This is a genomic window from Pseudoalteromonas sp. SCSIO 43201, assembly GCF_023716725.1.
GTDB classification, from domain to species: domain Bacteria; phylum Pseudomonadota; class Gammaproteobacteria; order Enterobacterales; family Alteromonadaceae; genus Pseudoalteromonas; species Pseudoalteromonas peptidolytica.
Window position 1 is genome coordinate 1,826,793 of the sequence record NZ_CP072683.1, and the last position, 23,834, is coordinate 1,850,626.

At 42.0% G+C, this 23,834-nt stretch carries 23 protein-coding genes; 13 read left to right on the forward strand and 10 right to left on the reverse strand.

The annotated features are described in order from the left end of the window. Positions 1–60: 60 nt before the first annotated feature. Complete coding sequence (locus J8Z24_RS07895) at positions 61–1,686, reverse strand: M28 family metallopeptidase (protein WP_128730222.1); 1,626 nt, start codon at positions 1,684–1,686, stop codon at positions 61–63. A 464-nt stretch (positions 1,687–2,150) separates the two neighbouring features. Between J8Z24_RS07895 and J8Z24_RS07900 the strand changes: the two genes are divergently transcribed. From J8Z24_RS07900 to J8Z24_RS07920, 5 genes are all read left to right on the forward strand, one after another. Next, the gene (locus J8Z24_RS07900; RefSeq protein WP_128729686.1) at positions 2,151–2,951 is read left to right on the forward strand and encodes a DUF3025 domain-containing protein; all 801 of its coding nucleotides are present in this window, start codon (positions 2,151–2,153) and stop codon (positions 2,949–2,951) included. A gap of 1 nt (position 2,952) precedes the next feature. Continuing rightward, entirely contained in the window at positions 2,953–3,738 is a 786-nt protein-coding gene (locus tag J8Z24_RS07905; protein WP_125251432.1) for an ABC transporter ATP-binding protein, read from the forward strand. Beyond that, on the forward strand, positions 3,731–4,939 hold the full coding sequence (locus J8Z24_RS07910; RefSeq protein WP_128729685.1) for an ABC transporter permease: 1,209 nt from the start codon (positions 3,731–3,733) through the stop codon (positions 4,937–4,939). Before J8Z24_RS07905 ends, J8Z24_RS07910 begins: the two co-directional genes overlap by 8 nt. A gap of 181 nt (positions 4,940–5,120) precedes the next feature. Then, on the forward strand, positions 5,121–6,281 hold the full coding sequence (locus J8Z24_RS07915) for a hypothetical protein (protein WP_176031700.1): 1,161 nt from the start codon (positions 5,121–5,123) through the stop codon (positions 6,279–6,281). Between the two features lie 152 nt (positions 6,282–6,433). Further along, the gene (locus J8Z24_RS07920; protein ID WP_176031701.1) at positions 6,434–6,727 is read left to right on the forward strand and encodes a hypothetical protein; all 294 of its coding nucleotides are present in this window, start codon (positions 6,434–6,436) and stop codon (positions 6,725–6,727) included. A gap of 18 nt (positions 6,728–6,745) precedes the next feature. Here the strand turns inward: J8Z24_RS07920 and J8Z24_RS07925 are convergent, their stop codons facing one another. From J8Z24_RS07925 to tsaA, 3 genes are all read right to left on the reverse strand, one after another. Continuing rightward, positions 6,746–7,546 (reverse strand): UDP-2,3-diacylglucosamine diphosphatase, encoded by an 801-nt coding sequence (locus J8Z24_RS07925; RefSeq protein WP_128729682.1) that lies wholly within the window; start codon positions 7,544–7,546, stop codon positions 6,746–6,748. 129 nt (positions 7,547–7,675) lie between these two features. After that, positions 7,676–9,403, reverse strand: coding sequence for a proline--tRNA ligase (locus J8Z24_RS07930; RefSeq protein ID WP_176031702.1), 1,728 nt, complete (start codon positions 9,401–9,403; stop codon positions 7,676–7,678). 131 nt (positions 9,404–9,534) lie between these two features. After that, complete coding sequence (gene tsaA, locus J8Z24_RS07935) at positions 9,535–10,242, reverse strand: tRNA (N6-threonylcarbamoyladenosine(37)-N6)-methyltransferase TrmO (RefSeq protein WP_128729680.1); 708 nt, start codon at positions 10,240–10,242, stop codon at positions 9,535–9,537. Positions 10,243–10,569: 327 nt separating this feature from the next. Here tsaA and J8Z24_RS07940 point away from each other — a divergent pair, with 327 nt between their 5' ends. After that, entirely contained in the window at positions 10,570–10,857 is a 288-nt protein-coding gene (locus tag J8Z24_RS07940) for a hypothetical protein (RefSeq protein ID WP_125251425.1), read from the forward strand. 27 nt (positions 10,858–10,884) lie between these two features. On the opposite strand, the gene J8Z24_RS07945 is transcribed toward J8Z24_RS07940, so the two are convergent. The 4 genes from J8Z24_RS07945 to J8Z24_RS07960 form a co-directional block, all read right to left on the reverse strand. After that, positions 10,885–11,649: a response regulator gene (locus J8Z24_RS07945; RefSeq protein ID WP_128729679.1), complete on the reverse strand. Its 765-nt coding sequence runs from the start codon at positions 11,647–11,649 to the stop codon at positions 10,885–10,887. 187 nt (positions 11,650–11,836) lie between these two features. Continuing rightward, positions 11,837–12,583 (reverse strand): EAL domain-containing protein, encoded by a 747-nt coding sequence (locus J8Z24_RS07950; protein WP_125251423.1) that lies wholly within the window; start codon positions 12,581–12,583, stop codon positions 11,837–11,839. Between the two features lie 80 nt (positions 12,584–12,663). Then, positions 12,664–13,140: an acyl-CoA thioesterase gene (locus J8Z24_RS07955; RefSeq protein ID WP_125251422.1), complete on the reverse strand. Its 477-nt coding sequence runs from the start codon at positions 13,138–13,140 to the stop codon at positions 12,664–12,666. 85 nt (positions 13,141–13,225) lie between these two features. After that, positions 13,226–14,875, reverse strand: coding sequence for an electron transfer flavoprotein-ubiquinone oxidoreductase (locus J8Z24_RS07960; protein WP_147390557.1), 1,650 nt, complete (start codon positions 14,873–14,875; stop codon positions 13,226–13,228). A gap of 176 nt (positions 14,876–15,051) precedes the next feature. On the opposite strand from J8Z24_RS07960, the gene J8Z24_RS07965 reads away from it, so the two are divergent. The 5 genes from J8Z24_RS07965 (at position 15,052) to J8Z24_RS07985 (ending at position 18,181) form a co-directional block, all read left to right on the forward strand. Next, positions 15,052–15,804: an electron transfer flavoprotein subunit beta/FixA family protein gene (locus tag J8Z24_RS07965; protein ID WP_125251420.1), complete on the forward strand. Its 753-nt coding sequence runs from the start codon at positions 15,052–15,054 to the stop codon at positions 15,802–15,804. After that, complete coding sequence (locus J8Z24_RS07970) at positions 15,801–16,727, forward strand: electron transfer flavoprotein subunit alpha/FixB family protein (protein ID WP_147390559.1); 927 nt, start codon at positions 15,801–15,803, stop codon at positions 16,725–16,727. Before J8Z24_RS07965 ends, J8Z24_RS07970 begins: the two co-directional genes overlap by 4 nt. Positions 16,728–16,827: 100 nt before the next feature. Beyond that, entirely contained in the window at positions 16,828–17,235 is a 408-nt protein-coding gene (gene fos, locus J8Z24_RS07975; protein WP_128729676.1) for a fosfomycin resistance glutathione transferase, read from the forward strand. A gap of 92 nt (positions 17,236–17,327) precedes the next feature. Continuing rightward, the gene (locus J8Z24_RS07980) at positions 17,328–18,023 is read left to right on the forward strand and encodes a pirin family protein (protein WP_252095576.1); all 696 of its coding nucleotides are present in this window, start codon (positions 17,328–17,330) and stop codon (positions 18,021–18,023) included. Beyond that, positions 18,020–18,181, forward strand: coding sequence for a pirin-like C-terminal cupin domain-containing protein (locus tag J8Z24_RS07985; RefSeq protein ID WP_252095577.1), 162 nt, complete (start codon positions 18,020–18,022; stop codon positions 18,179–18,181). Before J8Z24_RS07980 ends, J8Z24_RS07985 begins: the two co-directional genes overlap by 4 nt. Before the next feature lie 43 nt (positions 18,182–18,224). Here J8Z24_RS07985 and J8Z24_RS07990 read toward each other — a convergent pair whose 3' ends face one another. Then, positions 18,225–19,295 carry a DUF3083 family protein gene (locus tag J8Z24_RS07990; protein ID WP_176031705.1) on the reverse strand — a complete coding sequence of 357 codons (1,071 nt, stop codon included), beginning with the start codon at positions 19,293–19,295 and terminating at the stop codon, positions 18,225–18,227. Between the two features lie 247 nt (positions 19,296–19,542). Between J8Z24_RS07990 and glnS the strand changes: the two genes are divergently transcribed. Both glnS and J8Z24_RS08000 read left to right on the forward strand, forming a co-directional pair. Further along, a complete protein-coding gene (glnS, locus tag J8Z24_RS07995) occupies positions 19,543–21,207 on the forward strand; it encodes a glutamine--tRNA ligase (RefSeq protein WP_252095578.1) in 1,665 nt (554 codons plus the stop codon). Between the two features lie 58 nt (positions 21,208–21,265). Then, positions 21,266–23,095, forward strand: coding sequence for a protein kinase domain-containing protein (locus J8Z24_RS08000; RefSeq protein WP_128729687.1), 1,830 nt, complete (start codon positions 21,266–21,268; stop codon positions 23,093–23,095). A 253-nt stretch (positions 23,096–23,348) separates the two neighbouring features. Here the strand turns inward: J8Z24_RS08000 and fur are convergent, their stop codons facing one another. After that, positions 23,349–23,795 carry a ferric iron uptake transcriptional regulator gene (gene fur / locus J8Z24_RS08005; RefSeq protein WP_125251414.1) on the reverse strand — a complete coding sequence of 149 codons (447 nt, stop codon included), beginning with the start codon at positions 23,793–23,795 and terminating at the stop codon, positions 23,349–23,351. Between the last annotated feature and the right edge of the window lie 39 nt (positions 23,796–23,834).

Below are 23,834 nucleotides of genomic sequence, written 5' to 3' on the forward strand. Positions count from 1 at the left end.
CCGTGTATTATCTAAGTTGCACTTTAGATTTAAATTAAATGAAAATCAATATCATTTGTATTATTTTCTTTGGAACTCGGCGGTTGCTTTCCATTTTGGCCATTCATTTTGTTGAGACACATCATAGCCAACTTTAAAGAAAAGTTGCAGGTCTTGCACCGCACCGCTTAGATCCCATTCGTCACGGTAGCGATCACATGGCTGATGATAACAACCACGCAATACCAGCCCCATGCGCTTGCGATACTTTTCAGTAGCGGCATCTCGAGCTTCAGTTCCGCCACCTGCATACATTGCAGGTACGCCCATGTTCGCAAACGCGAAATGATCCGAACGGTAGTAACCACCAGCCGCTGGGCGAGGATCGCCTGAGACTGCACGGTCTTGCGCCTTTGCAGCTGTTTCTAGCATTTCGTCAAGCTCTGACTTTCCAATACCCACAACGCTGATGTCTTTTACTTTACCTAAAAGGTTTAGGCTATCCATATTGATGTTAGCAACAGTTTGCTTTGCAGGGATCACTGGGTTTGCAGCATAAAACTTAGAGCCTAGCAGGCCTTGCTCTTCGGCCGTCACCGCTAAAAATGTAATTGAGCGGTCAGGGCGTGTTGGTAGCTTAGTGAAGGCTTCAGCGACTTCAATCATGCCACCCGTACCACTTGCGTTATCATGAGCACCGTTATAGATTTGGTCGCCTTTACGGTTTGGGTCGATACCTAAGTGATCCCAGTGTGCAGAGTAGATGATGTGCTCATCAGATTTTTTACTGCCAGGAAGGGTAGCAATAAAGTTATATGAAGTAGATTTTTTAATCGTGTTCTTGACTGTGACAGAGGCACTGAGGTTGCCCATATCGACATGATATGCGCCTTGCGCCGCTTTTGCCTTAGCGGTCTCGAAATCAAGCCCTGCTTTTTCAAATAATTCTTTTGCGACGTCAACGGTTACCCAGCCTTCAACAGCCACACGATCCATATTATTATTTTCTTTTTGGAAACCAAATTGCGGTCCACTCCAAGAGTTTTCCACTACGCTCCATGGGTAAGAAGCTGGTGCGGTTTCATGAACAATAATAGCGCCAGCAGCACCTTGACGAGAAGCTTCCTCGTATTTATACGTCCAGCGGCCGTAATAAGTCATTGCTTCACCAGTAAACTTGCCTGAATCAGGGTTAGCAAACCCAGGGTCGTTGACTAGCATGACAACTGTTTTACCCTTAACATCTAGCCCTTCATAATCATTCCAATCGTACTCAGGCGCGTTAACACCGTAGCCAACAAATACAAGCTCTGAATCTGTAATTGATTCAAGCTCGCTGATCCGAGCAGAGCCCATCACCATATCTTTTTTATATTCGTAGCTTTTGCCACCAATTTCTAACGTCATATTAGGGTCTGCTTCCAGCGAGACAAGGGGAACCTCTTGTAGGAAGCTATTGCCATTACCAGGCTCATAGCCAAGTGCTTTAAAATGTTTGGTTAAATAGGCAAGTGTTAGCTCTTCCCCTTTAGTTGACGGTGCGCGGCCGCCAAATTCGTCAGATGCGAGTGTTTTGATGTGAGCTCTTAGTTGAGCATCATTAATACTGTTATACGCAGTGTCGATGTCTTGAGGGCTATTGCTTGTGCTAACACAGCCCGCAAGTACAGCAACAGAGAGTGCGCTGAGCGCCAGTCTAAGTTTCATAATTGCCTTTCTTTTACTTGTTAGGAACCCGTAACTTGTAACACAAAATACGGTAAAGTTCGAGAATAAGGAGACGTTCATCACTTTATAGAAGCGACTTACTAGTAGCTTGTAGGGTCGTTTTCAATCAGGTATCACCATCGCGATGTTATACCAATTTGACTTAATACTTGCTCAATTTGAAGGAGTTAATCTGACGCTAACAGCGTTAAAAATTTCTCACTTAGAACAACTAAATAGCAAAATTTTTGCCTTGCCTATATGGATGTAGGTACCAAAGCGATAGCAGGACGCGGTAGCGGAGTTATCGACAAGATTTTCTCGCCTCAAAATAGACTACTTAATTTAGAAAATTGGTATTACTTGCGTTGTGTGCAGTTACGGTCATTTACAATTGACTTTTGCCAAGTATCGAACGCTTAAGTAAAATAGCCAGCTAATTGCATGTTAAGTATTTCAATCCTATGAAAAAGTTTACAGCGCCTGAGGCGTGGCAGGTTACATGTTTAAAGGCCGAACCCTTTTCCCATTTGAATCAGCTGTTTGATTTAAAAAGCCAATCAGACTGGCCAACACCTCAGTGGCTATCATCACACGCAAACACCATTAGCTCACAACAATATAATACTCGGTTTGTGGCCGACGAAACGCTGGACTTTGGTGAAAAATACTACGAAGAAATTATCTATGAAACTCACCAAGTACCAACACGCAGTCAAAATTGGCATGATTTATTTGGCGCGCTTATTTGGTGTTTATTCCCAAAAACAAAAGCACTGTTAAATGCGTTACATATCGAAGAAATAGAACAGTTTGGCTTAAAGCAGAGAAGTAAAAAACGCAATGCCCTTACGTTATTTGATGAATGTGGTTTGGTATTAGCAATAGATGATGACATGTGGCGAGATGCGTTTAAAGCCCACGATTGGCAGCGTGTATTTTATGACAACAAGTCCCAGTGGCCGCAAAGTTTAAAGCCTTTTGTATTTGGTCATGCAAATTATGAAATGCTAACGGATCCCTTTATTGGGTTGACGGGAAAGCTGGTGTGTATCAATGTTGATGCTGCTTTTTGGCAGCTTTCACTTGCTCAGCAATATATTTGGCTCGATACCAAACTGGTTGAACTTATTAGTGACGGTTTACTTGAGGACAATACCAAAATGTCGCCAATTCCACTGCTGGGGATCCCAAATTGGTATGAACCACAAGACCTTGCATTTTATCAAAACACGGACTATTTCAGACCGAAAAGAAGGAAATAGCATGATAGCTATTAGCGGACTAAAAAAACGTTTTGCCCTAACTCGCGAACATAAAAAGAAAAAGAGTCAGACAGATCCTCGAGAGCGAGATGGCTTTTTCCACAGTGTGGAGGAGGTGAACCTACACTGTGGTGAGGGAGAGGTACTGGGTCTACTGGGGCCAAATGGAGCAGGAAAGACCACAACTTTGCGTATGCTCTCTACTGCACTAACCCCAGACGATGGCACTATTTTGGTTGACGGTCAGGATATTGTAAAAAAGCCAGTTGTGGCGCGTAAGGCAATAGGCTTTCTCTCTGGTTCAACGGGGCTATACGGCCGTCTTACAGCCAAAGAAAATGTAGAATACTTTGCTCGACTTCATGGATTAAAAGGAAAAGCGCTAAAAGCCAGATGCGATGCACTGTTTCAACGCTTGGAAATGGAAACTTTTCTAGATAAAAGAGCAGAGCATTTGTCGACTGGAATGAAGCAAAAAACAAATATTGCACGAGCAGTAGTGCATAACCCCAAGGTGGTGGTGTTAGACGAGCCAACTACGGGGCTTGATATTATGACTACGCAAACCGTAATCTCATTTATCCGTGACCTTAAATCAGCTGGCACACCCGTTATATTCTCAACTCATCATTTAGATGAAGTGGCACTGTTGTGTGACCGAGTGTCTGTAATTGACAAGGGGATAACCTGTTTCGATGGCAGCCTTGCAGAATTTAAAACCAAAGGCCAAAGTCACGAGCTAAACCAAGCATTTTTGAATTTATTAACGGGAGCTGCGCATGTTTGAAGTATTTTTGAAAGAGCTCAGGGAGCTTCTGCGCGACCGTAAAACACTATTTTTCGTGATAGCCCTACCCATGCTCGTGTTTCCCGTGATCATGGCATTAGTAGGGTTTATGGCATCACAAGCCGCGATGGAAGCAAAACAGGAAGTGCATACGTACTATATTGTGAACGAGTCCTTTGCCGAAAAGTTTTCAGAACAAGTTTTTTATCATAAAAGTTTTAAAAAATATAATGGAGAACTAGCACTTGATAGTGTTGAAGCGCTCAGTGACGCTGTCCGTAATGGTGTGATTGATGTGGGGATATTTATCCCCGCTGATCCTGCGAAAAACTTAGAGTCGGGCATTAAAAGCGAATGGAAAATAGTGTTCAATGATGCCCAATCGATTAACTTTATTTATGACCGTTTATCTAAACTGGCAATGTCATTTTCCGATGAACTTAGAGCATTGAAATTAGCCGCTTTGGGATTATCTCAAGAGCAGCAAGCTGCTGTTTTACAACCTATTTCAATTACCAAGGTAGATACTGCGGATAAGCGTGAAAACTTAGGTGAAAAGTTAGGTGCATTTATCCCTTACATGCTTATCCCATTAGTGCTGATGGGTGCGAGTTATCCGGCAATAGACTTAGGTGCAGGAGAGAAAGAGCGTGGTACTTTAGAGACGCTATTATTGACCCCAATTTCTCGCACTGAATTGGTATTAGGAAAGTTTTTAACTGTACTGAGTAGTTCAATATTCTGTGCCCTTATTACGGTCTCTAGTATGGCGTTGTGGATTGGGATAGCGAGTCGTTTCGTCGAGCTTGATGTCATTAAAACTGCTTTTTCTTCGGTGGCCATGATGGACTTTGTCTTAATTTTTGCATTGCTACTGCCAGTTGCAGTTATGCTGTCATCACTGACATTGGCTATTTCCATTTACGCAAGAACCTTTAAAGAAGCACAAAACTATATGGGGCCACTGAGTATGGGGATTTTTATTCCCATAGTGATGTCTTTAATGCCAAATATGGAATTGACGGCTAAGACGGCCTTGATCCCCATAACTAATGTTGCGTTGGCCATAAAAGAAATCATTAAAGGCACCGTTGATTATAGCTATGTTGCTCTGATATTTGGTGCATCAGCGGTATTAGCAGCAGGTCTCCTTGTCTGCTGCGTCAAGTGGTTTAATAAAGAAACTGTACTGTTTAGGTAAAGTACAAGGCAGCAGTAATTATTGAGAATTATGGCGTTTTTCTGTACGATTAGCGCCTTAATACATGCCGGAGTTGTAGTTAACTTAAACTCGTCATAATGTTTACCCCGACTTCAGGTTAGTTTCAGGATAGCGGGCGGAAGTTTTAAGCTTCAATATTTGTCACTCAAGGAATGTAAAGATGACATCAACCACAGAACTAAAGTCTGTCAGTGAAACAGTAACTAGCGGCATTGCAATGTTATTGTTGTTATCGTCAGTGCTGCATTTTTTCACTTCAAGTTTCATCGAAGCGCTGGTCTACTTAATCATTGCCTTGGTGCTATTTTCATACTGTCATCGCTTAACGTTTGATCCTTTTAAAAAACAAGTTGTGATCACAAAGCAACTGTCGGTGCTAAGTAGAAACATTTGGACAATACATCAATCTCTAATACCACTTAAAACGGTAACTGACATGTCAGTGGAGGGGAATAAACAGCTCAGTTATTTAGGCATTAGCTACCTTGCTAATGGTAAGCGGCCTGCCATCTATTCGTTTTCGTGTTTGAAGCAAACCAGCCAACTTGACGAGATATTGTCAGGAGTAGGTTTTGATCAAAACAAAGGTCAAACTGGAGCTTCCTATACTGACGGAGCAGCGCGTGAGACCCCAGTAACTCTTGCTGAGTTATTTCCTTCATTTATGAGAAATAATAGAGCGATTGAGGCGTGCTTTCCAGTATTACGATGCGCACTACCAACACCACGGGAGAAGCGCCATATTGCTTGGATGGTAGTAGGGGGCTTTGGTTTTATGACTGGCGCTGTGCTTTACTCATCTCAAAATTATGTAGCGGGTTTAGTATTGTTGGTGCTCACCTATTTGAGCTACTGGTTGACGTGTGTGCTTATCAGTAATAAACACTATTTTGTTTATCATTCTCCCTGTAACGAAATTGAGGTTGAGAAAGACAGCCTATTGCTACCCGCGTTACTGTTTAAAGATAAACAGCCTCGAAAGGTAAACAAGGGCGAAGTTAAAAGTATTAAAGCACACTGGAATACATTCACGGTCAGTGACCTAGATAGATTAGCCGCTTCTACTCGTCGTAATCATATTGTTGAGTTAGTATTTGACACAGAATACGGCACGACGGTCTCACTCTCTGGCATGAGCGTAGAAGCCGAGCCACTTCTGCTAGCGTTAACGCATTGGCAGTATCCGCTGTCGGTAGCGCATACGAATAAAGCGGTTTTCCCAATAGTGAAACACTTTAAATATGGTATCCTTGTCTTTATTTTAGGTATAATTGTTTGGGCAATGACGACATATGTAATACCAATCATCTTAAATAAGTGAGCTATTTTCTATCGCCAAAATAAACACTTTGCTGTTTATTCGTTTTTTCAAACTAAGCAAGCATGAAGACTAATATAATACAGCCAACATGGCAAAAAGCTCAGATAAGTGCAAAAAATGCACTGTGCTAACACTAGGTATAAACACTAAATATGAAACACAATCAGGATTATCCTCAGGCTTTGGCTGAGGAAATGTTGCAAAAGGAAGCGACACTAAGAGAATTTATCTCGCTGCGGCCTAACAATAAACAGCGATTCTATCAAAGTGCAGGTATGCTAACGGCAGTCGTATTTTTGGTATATTGTTATCCAGAAATTATCGAAAAACCTATTTTATACATACTGCTGATCCTGATGATGAGCTTAAACGCTCAGGCATACGTGCAAAATAAGCGTACTAATAAGCGCATCGATTTACTGCATAAGCTATTAAAGGATGAGTGATTAAAAAGAAGCCGCTAATTAAGCGGCTTTAACATTATTGGTTTCCATACTTTCCATTTCAACGACACTGAGGACAGATTGTACGTCTGACCAATGCAGCAACTCGATACGACCAGCTTGGTTTTCTACCAATGCTGTGCAGTTCTCTATCCAATCACCATCATTACAATAAACGATGCCGTCTACGACACGGATCTCAGGCTGGTGGATGTGCCCGCAGATAATACCGTCAACGCCTTGCTTTTTCGCTTCATGAATAGCGGCATTTTCAAAAGCTGCAATAGCTTCTCTCGCCTTATGTACACGTTGTTTAAGCCAAGATGCCAGTGACCAATAATGGCCTCCGTATAACCGTCGTACACGATTGGTCCAACGATTTAAAAACAATAAAAAGTCATAAGCGGTGTCACCAATGAGGCTGATCAGTTTGTTGTAGCGAGTTGCTGAATCAAAGTCATCACCATGTAGCAGTAAAAAGCGTTTACCTGCCGAAGTGGTATGAATGAAGGTTTTGTGTACTTCGACTTTAAAGAGTGTTTGTCCGCCATAATGCCTAAAGGTTTCATCGTGATTACCGGGAATGTAAATAACGCGAGTACCAGCTTCAGCTTTTTTTTGTATACATTCCAATACCTGATAATGAGAGGGATCCCAAAAGAATTGGCGTTTCATTGACCATAGATCAACAATATCACCCACTAGGTATAGTACATCACATTCTGTTTTGTTGAGGAAATCTAACAAGAACTTTGCTTTACAGTCCTTGTAGCCTAAATGGACATCTGAGATCCAAATACTCGGATAGTACGTTGTTTTCATGGCCTGACTCTTTAGCGTAATAATAATAATGCTAAGAGGTAAAGGTGACAGATACAGGGCAATTAGAAGAAGGTAATATGACAAAGGGGCAGACAAAAGAATGCCCCTCTATTGGAAACTCAAGCGTACTTATTTGCTTTTAATTGCATTAACGATAGTGTCTACCGCAGACTCAATATCAAGCATTAACTTTTCGCCAGTATGGCGGTTTTTCAACTCAACCTTATTTTCATCAAGGTTGCGCTCACCTATTACTAAGGTATACGGTACGCCAATAAGCTCCATATCGTTAAACATAACGCCAGGACGCTCCTTACGGTCGTCAAATAATACATCTATACCCTTAGTTTGCAGATCTGTATAGAATTTCTCTGCTATCTCAGGGATACGGTGAGACTTGTGCATGTTCATTGGCACGATAGCAAGTTCGAATGGCGCAATGGCAACAGGCCACTTGATACCGTAGTCGTCATTATTCTGCTCGATTGCCGCGGCAACGATGCGTGAAACACCAATACCATAACAGCCCATGGTCAATGTTTGGTTTTTACCTTCTTCACCGAGGACACCGGCTTTCATCGCTTCTGAGTACTTTGTACCAAGCTGGAATACGTGACCAACTTCTATACCGCGTTTGATCAGGATTTTACCCTTTCCACAAGGGCTTGGATCGCCCTCGACTACGTTACGTATGTCTTCAACAGTATAGTCGTTTACGTCTCTGTCCCAGTTGATACCACTATAATGAACACCATCTTTGTTTGCACCAGCTACAAAGTCTGCCATTACTGCGGCACTGCGATCTACGATAATAGGCATTGAAAGACCAACAGGGCCCAGTGAACCAGGTTTTGCACCAATTGCCTTGACGATATCTTCTTCGCTCGCCATTTCAAGTGGTGAATCGACTAGTGCTAGTTTTTCAGCTTTGAGTTCATTTAATTCATGATCGCCACGAACAATAAGCGCGACAAGACCACGATGACCATCTTCATTTGGTGCCCCATACACAATAAGTGTTTTGACGCCACGGTGCGGTTTCACGCCATGCTTTGCTTTTAGCTCTGCGATGGTGAAAGCTTCCGGCGTGTCAAATTTATTGAGCTCTTTATTTGGGGCTGGACGAGCTTCAGTTGGCGCTAGCGCTTCAGCCTTCTCAATGTTTGCCGCATAATCACTATCGTCACTAAATGCGATAGCATCTTCACCAGACTCTGCAAGTACATGGAACTCGTGCGATAAGTTACCACCAATTGAACCGCTGTCTGCGATAACTGGGCGGTAGTCAACGCCTAAACGATCAAAAATGTTACAGTAAGCTTGGAACATCTTATGATAGGTTTTTTCAAGACATTCATCACTCATATGGAATGAGTAAGCATCTTTCATGGTGAATTCACGTGCACGCATTACGCCAAAGCGTGGACGAACCTCGTCACGCACTTTTGTGCTCACTTGGTAAAGTGTGATTGGAAGTTGTTTATAGCTATTAATTTCGCGACGTACAAGATCCGTGATCACTTCTTCATGTGTTGGGCCCAGCGCAAAAGGGCGGCCGTGACGGTCATTAATACGTAAAAGTTCAGGACCAAACTGCTCCCAACGACCAGACTCTTCCCATAACTCTGCTGGCTGGATCACTGGCATGAGAAGCTCAATCGCTCCCGCTTTGTCCATTTCTTCGCGGACAATTCTTTCGACTTTGCGGAAAACTTTTAAGCCTGATGGCAGCCAAGTATAAAGTCCAGATGCAAGTTTACGGATCATACCCGCTCTAAGCATTAACTGATGGCTTACCACTTCGGCATCAGACGGCGTCTCTTTTTGAGTCGCCAATATATATTCACTTGTACGCATTCTTATTCCAGTATAAGTTACTTATTGTTCTCTTATTAGCGGCTATTCTAGCAGTGCTATTGCCGCTTAAAAAGCTTTAATACCTAAACATTTTCATAATTTAGTAGTTTATTGGTAAGCTGCGGTGTTCACTATTTAGCTGACGAAATCTCAGTGACATGATTGTGCTCACCATCTACGCTCCAGCGGATATTATAATCATATAAACTCATACCATAGCTCTGTTGTGATGCACGTTTTTTCTTGTATGCAGGGCGAGGATCTTGTTTAAGTACGTTCGTAATAAACTGTTTTAGTTCTGGGTATTGTTTTTGCTTTTCGATAAAGGTTGCAGCATCATCTGAAAAACTGACTGACATTTGTGTTTCAGGTCTGGTGTCTGCAAAGCCTGCGGTAGCATCCACCAAGGCATCTGAGTATGGAAGGTATGGCTTGATGTCAATAATGGGTGTACCATCTAATAGGTCAATTCCAGATAATAATAAATCTAGTTGACCATTTTTGTATTCAATACCCTCGAGTTTTACTGCACTCATGCCAATGCCATTAGGTCTAAAAGTTGCCCTAGTCGCAAATACACCTTTGCGTTCATTACCACCTAATCTTGGTGGACGAACGAGAGCAGAATAACCTTTATCAGCCGTTTCATGGAAACGAAATAGCAGCCAAATATGCGTAAACTCGTCAATCCCACGAACAAATTCTTCGCGATTAAATTCGCCGACAAAGCGCAACTTGGCTTTTGCTTCAGGGACAAGCCTTGGTTGTCTTGGAATAGCGAATTTTTGTTTGTAAGGTGATTGAATATAGCCAATGGGCTGAATTTTGACAGGTTCCACCGTTTTCTCTATCTAAATCTAAGTAGCGTGAGTTTACTATCAATTGTGTTTTTCACAAAATCTCAAAAGGGTGCCATCGCTGTAATGTGGTGTAATTATTTTATTTTGATTTTTAGTATAAAGTTGTAAACAAAATAAGATTGATTCTCTCTCTATGGATAAGCAACAGTTATTTTACCAACTTAATGACAATTCACAGCATCAGTGCGATAAAATTCTTGGTACCCGTGCGCACGAATATAAAAAACTCGTCGCTGAGATTAAGCCTATTCAAGGGCTAAAGGAAAAGCTTCGAGCGCAAAAAATAAGAAATGGTATATAGTTGTCATGGAATTTTATAAAAAAGTTCATCAAAGCTGCCAACAAGCCCTATGCCATTCGTCGCCACTCAGACCTATACTGATAAGCGCAATTTCAAATCGTCGCGCATCACTACAAGCTATCGTGTCAAACTTATCCGATGGTGTAGTTAGTCCCAAAGAATTAGATACTTTACTCAGTCAAGAAGCAGAAAAAGTGAGCGTACAACTACTAAAAGAAGGGAATTTAAGTAAGCAAGAGGCTATTGCTGCAAGTGAAAAGGTGATATTTACACTAGCGCGAAATCTACTTTAATACCAAAGGCGGAAGCTACTAGTAGGTTTAATGATCGTTATTGACTTCGTCAGGTGCTTGCTTATCTAAGAAGTCCAACAACGCGTCAACGCTAACTTGAGTTGTCTCTGAAAATGCCTCTAGATCAAATCTAACACCAAAGAGACAGTCCTTTACCCGCTCATCGTTTACTTCAATGCGCACGATAGTGCCGTGTAGAGCGGCTAAATTCAGTAGTGTTAAGCCGGTATCGTGCTCGAATGTAACGTCAAACTTGGTCGTTTGGAATAATTTTAATGCTTCAGAATAGGGAGCTTGTAGCTGCATACCTGTTCGGCTAATGTTTGTAATTTGTCCATTGATAAGAGTGCGTCCCGAGTATATCAGCGCCTTATGTGGAGGTAGCGCTGAGTGTCGAGTAGATTGGCGTTTGCTTGCACTATTCCATGATTTGTTAACAGCTGCTTCTAGTTTTTCAGCTTTGAATGGTTTAACGACAAAATGGCTTACTCCGTTTTGTATTGCTGTAATGACAAAATCGCGGCCGCCGTTGGAGGTCATCATGATGAATGGAATATCTTTTAGCTGGTGATTGTTCCGGACATGATATAGTAGTTCCTCGCCATTCATTTCAGGCATATTCCAATCTGAAATAATAATATCAATCGGGTGAGACTCTAGAATTTGAGTAGCATGCACACCATTTGTCGCTAGGATGACTTTGTCTGAGCCCAAGCGAGTATGGATGATGTTACGTACAAGATTGCGCACTGTTAAACAGTCGTCTACTACTAAAAATTGTACATTTCTCACCACAAACCAACCTAAGCCAAAAAATTCGGCGCGGATCCTACCACAGCTATGACTAATTAGTAAGCATCAAGAACAAAACTTAAGCGTGAATGATGTCAAAAAATAAGCAACTCACTGATACCTATTTAAATAATATGAGCTAAAATATTCTAGTGATTACTCTCTGTGTTGTCCTCGCTCGGGTGTATCAGACTTTATGCCAGTCAACTGTGGGAAGCGACTCTATAACTGGTTTGGCAAAGTAGTAACCTTGGAACAAGGTTAGTCCAGCCTGCTTGAGATACTCGTATTCAGCCCGAGTCTCTACTCCCTCTGCGAGTAGCTTCACATTGAGCATATCACAGGTGACAATCATGCCTTTGAGAATAGCTTGCTTAGCATGATTGTTTTGAATATCAGTGATCAGCGACATATCAAGTTTAATAAGATCAGGTTGAAACCCACTAAGCAAGCTAAGGCCAGCATACCCTTCACCAAAATCATCAATAGCAGTCTTGAATCCATTCTCTCTATATGTTTTGAAAATTGTTGTGAGAAAAGAGCGGCTAATCACTTGCTCTTGCTCGGTTACTTCAAAAATAATCTGTTTCGTTGGAAACTGACATCGTTTGGCACTTTTTATGGTAGTCTCGAGGCAAGCTTGAGGTTCATAAATAGCTTGCGGCATAAAATTAATGTTGAGATTATCCGTTTGGCTCAGCGCTGAAAACGTCTCAATCGCAGTTACTCTGCAACGCTGATCAAAGGCATATAGGTTATCTTCATTGACATTGCTTAATATCTCGAACGCGCTCTCTCCGTTTTTTCCTCTCACTAGTGCTTCATAAGAGAATATCGACTTGGAGTTAATATCAACGATCGGCTGAAAGGCCATGGTGATATCAAAATTAAGCTTTTGCTTACATAAGCAGCGTGTTGCTGAGGTATGTCGCATATAGTTAGCCTTTTTGTTGATGCCTGCCGGCACTAGACTCAGCAAGTACTTGATGCTTTATTGTTGTCTTTTGATCAGAATTATTTGTCGCTCAATGTTTGCTCTAGTAAAGACTCTGTTTGGATAGCGATCTCTTTCATTTTTACCGCATACGCTTCTAACTTTTTATCTTCTTCTGTTTTCGCCTTAAATTGCGGGATCTGAATGGGGTATCCTGCTTGATCCATGGCAATAAAGCTGATGATGCAGTGATTGGTTTCGACCAACCTTTGAGTTTTTGGGTCTCCACAGCGGACTTGTATAAAGATCTGCATGCTCGTATTGCCAGTATGCGCAATGCGCGCGGACACCTCAACGATTTGACCAACTAAAATCGGACGATGAAAACGCATACCTGCCACTGAAACGGTGACACAATAGCTGCCGCTCCAACCAGCGGCGCAAGCGTATCCAGCTTGATCTATCCATTTCATGACCATCCCACCGTGTACTTTGCCGCCAAAGTTGACATCAGTAGGCTCTGCTAAAAATCTGAAGGTGACGGACTGTTGCGACATAGGTTTAGCTCTAGTTCCGATGACTTTAAGCTAAGTATAGGAAAGAAAGGGGCATTTCGCCCCCGCAATTTAGGATAAATTAGTACTACATGTTGGGATAGTTTGGACCTCCAGCGCCTTCTGGCGTCACCCAAGTAATATTTTGGCTCGGATCTTTGATATCGCAGGTTTTACAATGAATACAGTTTTGCGAATTAATGACAAACTGTTTTTCGCCTTGCTCATTTTCATTGACTTCATAAACGCCCGCTGGGCAGTATCGTTGTGCTGGCTCGTCAAACTTCGCTAAATTAACTTTGATTGGAATATCAGAATCTTTTAATTGAAGGTGACATGGTTGTACTTCCTCATGATTGGTATTCGATAAAAATACAGAGGAAAGTTTGTCAAAGCTTAATTTACCATCTGGTTTTGGATAATTTATCTTTTTGGATTTCGATGCCAGCTTAAGCTGCTCATGATCAGCATGTTCATCTTTAATGGTAAATGGTAGTGAGCCTGAAAAAATATTTTGGTCGATCATATTATAGGCTCCGCCCATAATACGGCCTAACTTATGCATTGCTGGACCAAAATTACGAGACTGATAAAGTTCATCGTAAAGCCAACTCGCTTTGAACAGATCTGCAAAGCTTGCGAGATCTGATGGGGCATGCTCTTGCTCTAGGGCGTCAATGATAGCATCAGCAGCCAGCATGCCAGATTTCATTGCAGTGTGGTTACCCTTTATTTTAGCAAAATTGAGAGTACCTGCATCACAACCGATAAGTAATCCGCCTGGGAAGTGCATTTTAGGCAAGCTGTGGAAGCCACCTTTTGCGATGGCACGAGCACCATATGCAACGCGCTCAGCACCCTCAAGAACTTGGGCAAAGGTGTCGTGATGTTTCATACGCTGGAATTCATCAAATGGACTCAAGTGGGGATTTGAGTAATTAAGGTCAATAATGAGTCCGACTACGACTTGGTTATTTTCTCCATGGTACATAAAAGAGCCGCCATGGGTGCTGTTGTCAAGTGGCCAACCTGTGCCATGAACCACAAGGCCTTCTTTGTGTTTGCTTGGGTCAACTTGCCAAATTTCCTTGAAGCCGATGCCATAGTGTTGAGGAGAAGCTTCTTTATCAAGCTCAAATTCTGAGATGAGTGATTTACCTAAATGGCCTCGGCAACCCTCTGCAAAAATCGTGTACTTTGCTCTGAGTTCCATACCTGGCATGTAACTATCTTTTGGCTGACCCTTCCTATCAAGACCCATATCTCCGGTAACTATACCTTTTACTTGCTTGTCCTCAATGATCAATGAATGGGCACTAAAGCCTGGGAATATTTCAATTCCAAGCTGTTCGGCTTGTTCAGCGAGCCAACGGCATACATTCCCCATTGAAACAATATAATTACCTTCATTCTTAAATGTTTTAGGCACAAGTAAATGTGGCAATTTGGTGGCGCTGTGCTCATCTTTGAATAAATAAATATCATCACCGGTGACTTTAGTGGTTATTGGTGCACCTTTTTCAGCCCAATCAGGGATCAGCTCGTCTAGTGCTTTAGTCTCAAATACGGCACCCGATAAAATGTGTGCGCCGACTTCAGAGCCTTTCTCGACTACACAAATCATTAATTCTTTTTGTTTTTCCTGGGCCTGTTGAGCGAGTCGGATAGCGCAGGATAAGCCCGCGGGGCCTGCACCTACTATCACAACATCAAACTCCATGGTTTCTCGTTCGACCATAATTAACCTCACACTATTTGACGGTAGATTAACTAAAGAGAGGCTTTAGTTTGAATTTCGTTAAACTAAGGTTATTTGAGGTTGACGTTTACGTCAACAGGAAGTAGTCTGAATCCAGCAAAATAATTTGTTGACGTAGACGTCAGCTTAGAGAATAACCAGATGATGGAGTAACCATGAAAGTACTTGTGCCAATCAAACGCGTGATTGATTACAACGTAAAGGCAAGAGTCAAACCTGACAACAGTGATGTTGATTTGAGCAACGTAAAAATGGCAATCAACCCGTTTTGTGAAATTGCAGTTGAAGAAGCAGTGCGCTTAAAAGAAGCAGGAACCGCAACTGAAGTTATAGCGGTATCTATCGGTGACAAAGCTTGCCAAGAACAGCTAAGAACAGCACTTGCCCTCGGTGCGGATAAAGCAATTCATATTGAGTCAGATGCAAAACTTGAATCTTTGCACGTCGCAAAACTGCTAGCCAAAATCGTCGAACAAGAGAGCCCAGAACTGGTTATTCTAGGCAAACAGTCTATTGATTCAGACAACAATCAAACGGGACAAATGCTTGCGGCGTTAACTAAGCGTGCTCAGGGCACTTTTGCCTCTAAAGTTGTAGTTGACGGCAATAAGGTGCAAGTGACGCGTGAAGTTGATGGCGGGTTGCAAACAGTGTCGCTATCACTACCAGCTGTGGTGACAACAGACTTGCGTTTGAATGAACCGCGTTATGCTTCACTGCCAAATATTATGAAAGCCAAGCGTAAACCACTAGATGTAATCACTGCGGATTCATTAGGCGTTGATTTAGCTCCCCGTATTGAGCTGGTAAAAGTTGAAGAGCCAGCCAAGCGCTCTGGTGGCGTGATGGTTGAGAGTGTTGAAGAGCTAGTAAACAAGTTAAAAACAGAAGCAAAGGTGATCTCATGAGCGTATTAGTTATTGCTGAGCACGAAAGTGGTGTACTAAAACCGGAAACCGCTAAGGTGGTTGCTGCTGCAACAAAAATCGCAAGCCACGTTACCGTATTAGTTGCAGGTCACAACATTGCCGAGGCTGCGGATCACTCAGCTCAGATTGCAGGTGTACAGAAAGTAGTAGCAGTTGACGATGCGTCATTCGCACACCAATTGGCAGAAAATACATCTGAGTTGGTTGTTGAGTTAGCAAGTGACTTTTCGCACATTTTGTTTTCAGCTTCTACCACAGGTAAAAATATCGCGCCACGTGTTGCGGCGTTATTAGACAAATCGCAGATCTCTGAAATTATCGATGTAATTGATGCTGATACTTTTAAGCGTCCAATTTATGCAGGTAATGCAATTGCGACCGTGAAATCACTAGACTCGCAAAAAGTCATTACTGTACGCGCATCAGCATTTGATGCCGCTGATACGCAAGCTGCATGTGACATTGAAGCGCGCTCGCAAAGTATTGCCTCTCAAGTGAGTGAGTTTGTGAGCATTGAACAAACTGAATCTGAGCGCCCTGAATTAACTGCGGCACCGGTTGTTATTTCAGGCGGCCGTGGTATGCAAAACGGTGAAAACTTTGCTTTGCTAAATGGTATTGCTGACAAACTAGGGGCTGCGATTGGTGCATCGCGTGCTGCTGTTGATGCGGGCTTTGTGCCTAATGATATGCAAGTTGGCCAAACCGGAAAGATTGTGGCGCCTAACTTATATATTGCAGTTGGGATCAGTGGCGCAATTCAGCATCTTGCTGGTATGAAAGATTCTAAGGTCATTGTTGCTATCAACAAAGATCCAGAAGCCCCGATTTTTCAAGTGGCTGACTACGGTCTGGTTGCGGATCTTTTTGATGCGTTACCTGAGCTTGAGCAGGCGCTGTAACGCTTCTTTTTGTAGCTAGCCTACATCAAGAAAAATAATTCTGGTTGTTAAAGCCGTTGTACCTTTGGTCGCGGCTTTTTTCATTTGTAGGGAGATGGACATGCTAACAGGCTTAAATCACATAACAATAGCTGTATCTAACCTCAAGACATCAGTAGACTTTTATTCTGGTTTGTTAGGGTTTGAACTATGGGTATCTTGGGATAAAGGCGCGTATTTAAGTCTCGGTGATGTATGGCTTTGTTTATCTTTGGGAGAGCCCGCTCCGAGCTCAGATTATAGCCATATAGCGTTTAACATTACCGCTGAAGACTTTACGGCTTTTTCTAAAACGATATTAGAAAATGGGGTTGGGGTGTGGAAAGAAAACAGCAGTGAGGGAGATTCTTTGTATTTTTTCGACCCAGATCATCACAAACTTGAGATCCATAGTGGTAGTTTGCAAAGTCGGTTAAAAAGTTTGCAGCAGCAACCATATTCAGGCCTCACTTGGCATAAAGCGGTGTGATTCTATTTTCTAGAATGCTTGTATCTTTAATTGCGCATTTTACTTCTGGTTACTGAGCTCCATAATAAAACAAAACATGATGGAGCAAAGTAATGGCAATTCAACTAAATGGCAAAGCACATGATATCGGTGGTCTTGCAGTAAACCGCGTGCTTCCGCAGCGCGCCAAACGCATGGTAGGTCCTTTTATCTTTTTTGATCAAATGGGACCCGGCATATTCAGTATTGGTGATGGTATCGATGTAAGGCCGCATCCGCATATTGGGCTTGCAACCCTCACTTATTTGTTTGAAGGTAACTTGCTCCATCGTGACTCTCTTGGGAATCAACTTGAGATCCATCCTGGGGATGTAAATTGGATGGTTGCAGGGCGTGGCATTGTGCACTCGGAGAGAGAGTCGTTTGAAACCAAAGCGCAACCCCATGCTATCCATGGTTTGCAATGTTGGGTCGCGCTTCCTGAAGATTATGCTGAAATTGATCCGAGTTTTTCACATGTCAATCGAATGCAGCTACCAACAAGACAACTCGATGGAGTGATGACAAGAGTCATTATAGGGAGTGCTTATGGATTGCATGCGCCTGTACCAACGTTTTCTCCAATGTTTTACGTAGATGTGATGGCAAAGGCTGGCAGCTATCTTGAAAGACCAAATCAATCACAAGAAATCGGCATATATGTGATCTATGGTGAAGTAGAGGTGTCAAATACATCTTATGGATCACAATCGTTTATATTACTTGAAGAGGACGATATAAAATTACACTTTAGTAAAACAGTCGTGTGATATTACTCGGAGGACAAGCTTTTTCGAAAACGCCGTATATAGATTGGAATTTTGTATCATTTAGCAAAGCGCGTATTGAGCAAGCCAAACAAGATTGGCGAGGAGGGAAATTTGCTACGATCCCTGAAGATAAGCTCGAACATATTTCACTGCCTTAGCAAGGAGCGCAGCACCAAGAAGGTGAGCGCCCAAACGTTGCACTTAGTAGTCGTAACTTATGTGTTGAAAGAAACGCACATTGACATCTTGTTTCTCGATATTGATGGGTAGTTGAGCGACGAAGCGTTTTATTGCAGTCTCTACGTGATTCATAAAACGGCCATAGCCCATGTCTTTTTTATCCTTGTCATTGGCGACAATAACAAAACGCAGAGTATCTACCAGGTGTGTTTCATCAAATAGTGAATAAATTTGGTGATCATCTGAGCTGGTATTAAAACTTAACTTTTGCAGTTCTCGGTTAGTATCGGACTTATCGATTTTTGCACTTCTAACAATCGGTAAACGCCCATCTGCTACCATGGCTACCATATTGAGCTGTTTGTCCGCGCAGGCAGATAAAAACGCATCTTCAAGTGTGCGGTAGAATTGTCCGTAATCACCTGAGCGCATTTGGCTTTGAAATTCAGTTTTGATTGCACGAGACACAGGAATATTAAACGTTACATAAGTCATTTCACTGTGTACATCAGGCAAGGCACAGTGCCGAGCTTGATAACGTGGGTACAAGGCTCTTAGCTTATAGCCATAAGACTCCTTGTCACCCTTTGCTTTTGCAAATACGTCGTAGGTCAAGTGTTGATGGTCTCGCACTCTAAACTGTGGCTCTACAGAAGAGAAGCCGTCTTTAAGCGCATCCAGTACTTTTTTTACTTTGTTATGAAAGTGTGCTGCATTGGCACGTAATTCATTACCTGTGGCTAAAAATAGCAAGCGAATTTTGCGTGCTTGATAACCATCACCGAGATAGGTTTGGTGCGCTTCATGAAATTTAGGGTTATAAAAAAACAAAATTTGTTTGTCGGTTTGCATGGTGTAGGCTTCATCATGATATCGAACGACCGGTAACTTATCATTGGCGATAACATGAACATTATGTAATTCATATTCATCACACAGTGCAAATAATTGGCGAGATAAGCGCTCGTAACATGCTGCAACAGAGTCAAAACACGCATAAAATTTATCGTCCGGCTTAAACTCGGCAAGAATATATTGGTTGTTTCTAGCTTTAGTTGAGATGTAAACACGATTTAAATTCATTGAAGCCATTACTTTGTCCTTTCCTAGGTAACGTAATTTAAGCAATACTCGGTGGTTGAGTACTTTAATGGCGCAACTATAGGATGAAGTTGTGAAGGAAATATTGCGCTAGAACAAAATTTGTCACAAAAAGCTGATTAATACTTAACCTAATGAATAAATCCTGATACAGCGCAGATAATTGCTGTAAGTTCGGCTAAGTTTTTGTAATAATGCCGAGGTTAACTTAGAGCATAATTCAGAGGAAAGATTTCCTATGGCGGAAACTGAAAATCGCCCATCAAACTTTATTCGCAACATTATTGATGCGGATCTTGCCAGTGGCAAACATGCGTCTACGCACACACGTTTTCCACCTGAGCCAAATGGCTTTTTGCATATTGGTCATGCAAAATCAATTTGCTTAAATTTTGGTATTGCCCAAGATTATCAAGGTAAGTGTAACCTACGTTTTGATGATACCAATCCAGAAAAAGAAGACATCAACTACGTTAAATCTATTCAAGAGGATGTTCAGTGGCTTGGCTTTGAGTGGGATGGTGAGATTTGTTATTCATCAAACTATTTCGACAAGTTGTACAGCTACGCCGTAGAGCTAATTGAAAACGGTAAAGCGTATGTTTGTTTTTTATCTCCCGAGCAAGCGCGTGAATATCGTGGAACGTTAACTGAGCCGGGCAAAAATAGCCCTTATCGTGATACGTCACCGGAAGAAAACTTAGCCTTATTTGAAAAAATGAGAAATGGCGAGTTTAAAGAGGGTGAATGTGTACTGCGCGCTAAAATTGACATGGCAAGCTCATTCATGGTGCTTCGCGACCCGATTATTTACCGAGTACGTTTTGCCCACCACCATCAAACTGGTGATAAGTGGTGCATTTATCCAATGTATGACTTTACGCACTGTATTTCCGATGCGCTTGAAGGGATCACGCATTCACTATGTACACTAGAATTCCAAGATAACCGCCGTTTGTACGACTGGGTATTGGATAATATCAGCATCGAGTGTCACCCGCAGCAAATTGAGTTTTCTCGCTTAAACCTCGAATATACAGTAATGTCAAAGCGTAAGCTTAATGATCTAGTTGTAAATAATCATGTTGAAGGGTGGGATGACCCACGTATGCCGACGATTGCAGGTCTTCGTCGTCGTGGTTATACACCTGCCGCTATTCGTGAATTTTGTAAGCGCATTGGTGTAACCAAAATGGACAACATGGTTGAAATGGGTATGCTTGAAGCGTGTATTCGTGACGACCTAAACGAAAATGCACCACGTGCTATGGCGGTACTTGACCCTGTTAAGTTAGTGATTGAAAATTTTGACGCAGATAAAGTTGAAATGCTTCGAGCGCCTAATCATCCTACATTAGAGATGGGCGAGCGTGAGTTGCCGTTTACGCGCGAAATCTATATTGAACAAGAAGATTTCCGCGTAGAAGCGAATAAAAAGTTCAAACGTTTGGTGCTAGGTAAAGAAGTACGTCTTCGTAACGCTTATGTGATTAAAGCTGAGCGTATTGAAGAAGACGAAAACGGTAATATTACGACAATTTACTGTAGCTATGACCCTGATACTTTAGGTAAAAACCCGGAAGATGGTCGCAAGGTGAAAGGCGTAATTCACTGGGTATCTGCTTCACATTGTATCGAAGCGCCAGTGCGTCAGTATGACCGTTTGTTTACGGTACCAAACCCTGCTGCAGCTGATGATTTTACGGAAGTATTAAACCCAGACTCTTTGGTGACTATTGCTTATGCTAAACTAGAGCCTGCACTTGCAAACGCAAAACCAGAGCAAGGTTATCAGTTTGAGCGCTTAGGTTACTTCTGCCGTGACAATAAGTCAGAAGCGCTGATGTTTAACCAAACTGTTGGTCTGCGTGATTCGTGGGCTAAGATAGAACAGCAAGGTTAACTCTTGATGAGGTCGACTTATGTCGGCCTTTTTTATAGCCTTTTCGTTATCCGATATTATGTCTGAAAAATCCATCCAGCACTTTTATATCAATGAGCAACAGTCTATTTATCTACTGTCTCATATTGACGCAAAAAAACACCGTCAGTGGCTTAATATTTGTAAAAAGCAACTGAGTCTACTTGGCTATAAAAACGTTGAGGTGATTGGATCTGGTGCATTTGGTTTTGTATTCGCAGGTACAAGTGATATTGGCAAGGAGTGGGTGTTTAAATTTTCTCGGATCACACTTGCCCAAAGTGTTCGCGACAGGCTTGAAGACGAAGGTTACATGTTGTCGCAACTTGACAATCCAATGATCCCTAAGTTTTATGCGTTTGAGCGAGCAAAAAAGCAAGGTATTTTAATGATGGAGCGTGCGCCAGGAGAAGATTTAGAGAAAATCTCGCTCAGGAAAGGCCGCTTTCAAGCGCATGAATTAGTAAGTCTTGCTTTGAAACTGAGAAACGTATTGGTTGACCTACGTGAGCGCCGCAATGGCATGTCTCCTCAGCCTATTGTACACGGAGATATAAAACCATCTAATATTGTCTGGGATGAGGCGACAGATAATTTCTCCTTAGTAGATTGGGGTAGCTCGGTTTATGCGCAAGTCGATATTTTCGGTGAGCCTATCGCGAGTAATATTATGGACTTGATGTCATCTGATGTGAGCACAACCAATGCTAGGATGGGAGATGTTTATTTTATTGGTGATGAGCAAATGTCAGGGGCGCAGTCTTCGCCACGCTTTGATGAGCAAGGAGTAGCATCAACAATTTATGCGCTGGCAAGTGCACAATCATGTCGGTTTGGCGCAAAGGTACTCCCAGCCAGCGCTCTGGGGCTTCCCAAGGTATTTGCCCAAGTGCTGGATGGCATGCTTAGCAAAGACAAAGCAACGAGAGACAGTGCAGGGGATTACTTTGTGCGTAACATGCCTGCAATGGCGAAAATGTATCTGCCAGAGTTAATCCTTTCAGAAAAAAAATCTCGCATCCCATTTTGGACACATGAGACTGAAGTAAAGCCAGAAACGGTAGTATATAGCTCCCGAAAGCAGTTTTTGCGCCGTGCTGACGATAAGCACAATCTAAGAGATGTAAATGATGCGCAGCTCGACAGATACTATAAAGAGTTTTTATTTGATACCGGCGACACCGAGAAAGCGTTTTTGGCGTCTATCAGCCGTTTGGCAAAATATCCTGTAGTAGGTGGCTTGAGTTTTCACTGGAAAGATACTCAAGTATTTGTCGAGTCAAGCCTGATTTTACACGATGAAACATTGAATCTGGCATTTAAAGACGCGTTGAACGCCGCCGTAATGATTGCACAGGGGATAAAACAAAAAGGTTTGTTTAAATGCTGCTTGTTCGACGCGCGTCAAACTATTCAATTGACTCGTGACGGCACTAGTGCTTTTCAATTTGAACAACTTCCTGAGCTCGAATATAGTGTCAGTGACATATCAAGTAATGAAATTACACGGCCACACTCCTATTTTGAAGACGGTAAAGACCCTGATGAGCAGCTTCAGCTTCCAAAACAGATCATCCAATGTGTGTTCGAACTCAATCAAATTCACCATACTGGTTGCATCATTTTTGAATCTTTACAAGATAGGATGAAAATTCACTATTACTACCGACTACTTGACGCCAATAAAGAAGCACAGTTTAAATCGTTATTGACTCGGATCATGCAGTACGCTGTTAGCATTCAAGATTATGGTGTAGCGGGCTTTATGAAGCTTCCTTACAAGAACACACGTGAGTTTGACTTATGCGAGCGCCAACCTGATAGCTTTTTTCCAAAAAACCCAAAAGCATTTATGTCATCAAGCGTGTGATACTAATTGGTATAGTTAAACGAACTGATGCTACACGTTATACCAATTAGACTTAATACTTGCTCAATTTGAAGGAGTAAATCTGACGCTAACAGGTCGCGTTAGCGGAGTTATCGACAAGGTTTTCTCGCCTCAATATAGACCACTCAATTAAGATAATTGGTATTAATTTCCTCTACACAAGAAAATCAATTTTGAATACAAAAAAGCCAGCTTAACGCTGGCCTATTGCTTAAAGAGGCAAAAGATTTGGTTAATTACCATTTTCTTCTGCGTATTTCTTACAAGCTTCTTTATCTTCACATTCACCATATAAATAAAGTGAGTGGTTGGTAAGTTTAATACCATTATCGCTGGCAATTTCTTCTTGTCTTGTTTCGATGACGTCATCTTCAAACTCAACAACTTTGCCGCATTTTAAACATACCAAATGGTCATGGTGTGTGCTACCAGAAAGTTCGAATACAGATTTACCGCCTTCAAAGTGGTGGCGTGTGACAATCCCAGCATCATCAAATTGGTTTAATACTCGATATACTGTAGCGAGTCCAATTTCTTCACCTTTATCTAAAAGGATTTTATATACATCCTCTGCACTGATATGTTGATTATCAGGAGATTGAAGGATTTCTAAAATCTTGATACGTGGCAGTGTTACTTTTAAACCAGCCTTTTTAAGCTCTAAGTTGTGATCAGTCATTAAATCTGTCTCAATCTGTTGGTTATAATTTGTCTTAGG

Excerpts from the sequence above, each read along its gene's own strand:
- J8Z24_RS07965 (WP_125251420.1), top strand. The coding sequence starts at position 15,052 with ATGAAAGTACTTGTGCCAATCAAACGCGTGATTGATTACAACGTAAAG.
- J8Z24_RS07940 (WP_125251425.1), top strand. The coding sequence starts at position 10,570 with ATGGAATTTTATAAAAAAGTTCATCAAAGCTGCCAACAAGCCCTATGC.
- J8Z24_RS07980 (WP_252095576.1), top strand. The coding sequence starts at position 17,328 with ATGGCAATTCAACTAAATGGCAAAGCACATGATATCGGTGGTCTTGCA.
- J8Z24_RS07920 (WP_176031701.1), top strand. The coding sequence starts at position 6,434 with ATGAAACACAATCAGGATTATCCTCAGGCTTTGGCTGAGGAAATGTTG.
- J8Z24_RS07990 (WP_176031705.1), bottom strand. The coding sequence starts at position 19,295 with ATGGCTTCAATGAATTTAAATCGTGTTTACATCTCAACTAAAGCTAGA.
- J8Z24_RS07930 (WP_176031702.1), bottom strand. The coding sequence starts at position 9,403 with ATGCGTACAAGTGAATATATATTGGCGACTCAAAAAGAGACGCCGTCT.
- J8Z24_RS07910 (WP_128729685.1), top strand. The coding sequence starts at position 3,731 with ATGTTTGAAGTATTTTTGAAAGAGCTCAGGGAGCTTCTGCGCGACCGT.
- J8Z24_RS07960 (WP_147390557.1), bottom strand. The coding sequence starts at position 14,875 with ATGGTCGAACGAGAAACCATGGAGTTTGATGTTGTGATAGTAGGTGCA.
- J8Z24_RS07950 (WP_125251423.1), bottom strand. The coding sequence starts at position 12,583 with ATGCGACATACCTCAGCAACACGCTGCTTATGTAAGCAAAAGCTTAAT.
- J8Z24_RS07905 (WP_125251432.1), top strand. The coding sequence starts at position 2,953 with ATGATAGCTATTAGCGGACTAAAAAAACGTTTTGCCCTAACTCGCGAA.
- fos (WP_128729676.1), top strand. The coding sequence starts at position 16,828 with ATGCTAACAGGCTTAAATCACATAACAATAGCTGTATCTAACCTCAAG.
- glnS (WP_252095578.1), top strand. The coding sequence starts at position 19,543 with ATGGCGGAAACTGAAAATCGCCCATCAAACTTTATTCGCAACATTATT.
- J8Z24_RS07900 (WP_128729686.1), top strand. The coding sequence starts at position 2,151 with ATGAAAAAGTTTACAGCGCCTGAGGCGTGGCAGGTTACATGTTTAAAG.
- fur (WP_125251414.1), bottom strand. The coding sequence starts at position 23,795 with ATGACTGATCACAACTTAGAGCTTAAAAAGGCTGGTTTAAAAGTAACA.
- J8Z24_RS07895 (WP_128730222.1), bottom strand. The coding sequence starts at position 1,686 with ATGAAACTTAGACTGGCGCTCAGCGCACTCTCTGTTGCTGTACTTGCG.
- J8Z24_RS07970 (WP_147390559.1), top strand. The coding sequence starts at position 15,801 with ATGAGCGTATTAGTTATTGCTGAGCACGAAAGTGGTGTACTAAAACCG.
- J8Z24_RS07925 (WP_128729682.1), bottom strand. The coding sequence starts at position 7,546 with ATGAAAACAACGTACTATCCGAGTATTTGGATCTCAGATGTCCATTTA.
- J8Z24_RS08000 (WP_128729687.1), top strand. The coding sequence starts at position 21,266 with ATGTCTGAAAAATCCATCCAGCACTTTTATATCAATGAGCAACAGTCT.
- J8Z24_RS07915 (WP_176031700.1), top strand. The coding sequence starts at position 5,121 with ATGACATCAACCACAGAACTAAAGTCTGTCAGTGAAACAGTAACTAGC.
- J8Z24_RS07955 (WP_125251422.1), bottom strand. The coding sequence starts at position 13,140 with ATGTCGCAACAGTCCGTCACCTTCAGATTTTTAGCAGAGCCTACTGAT.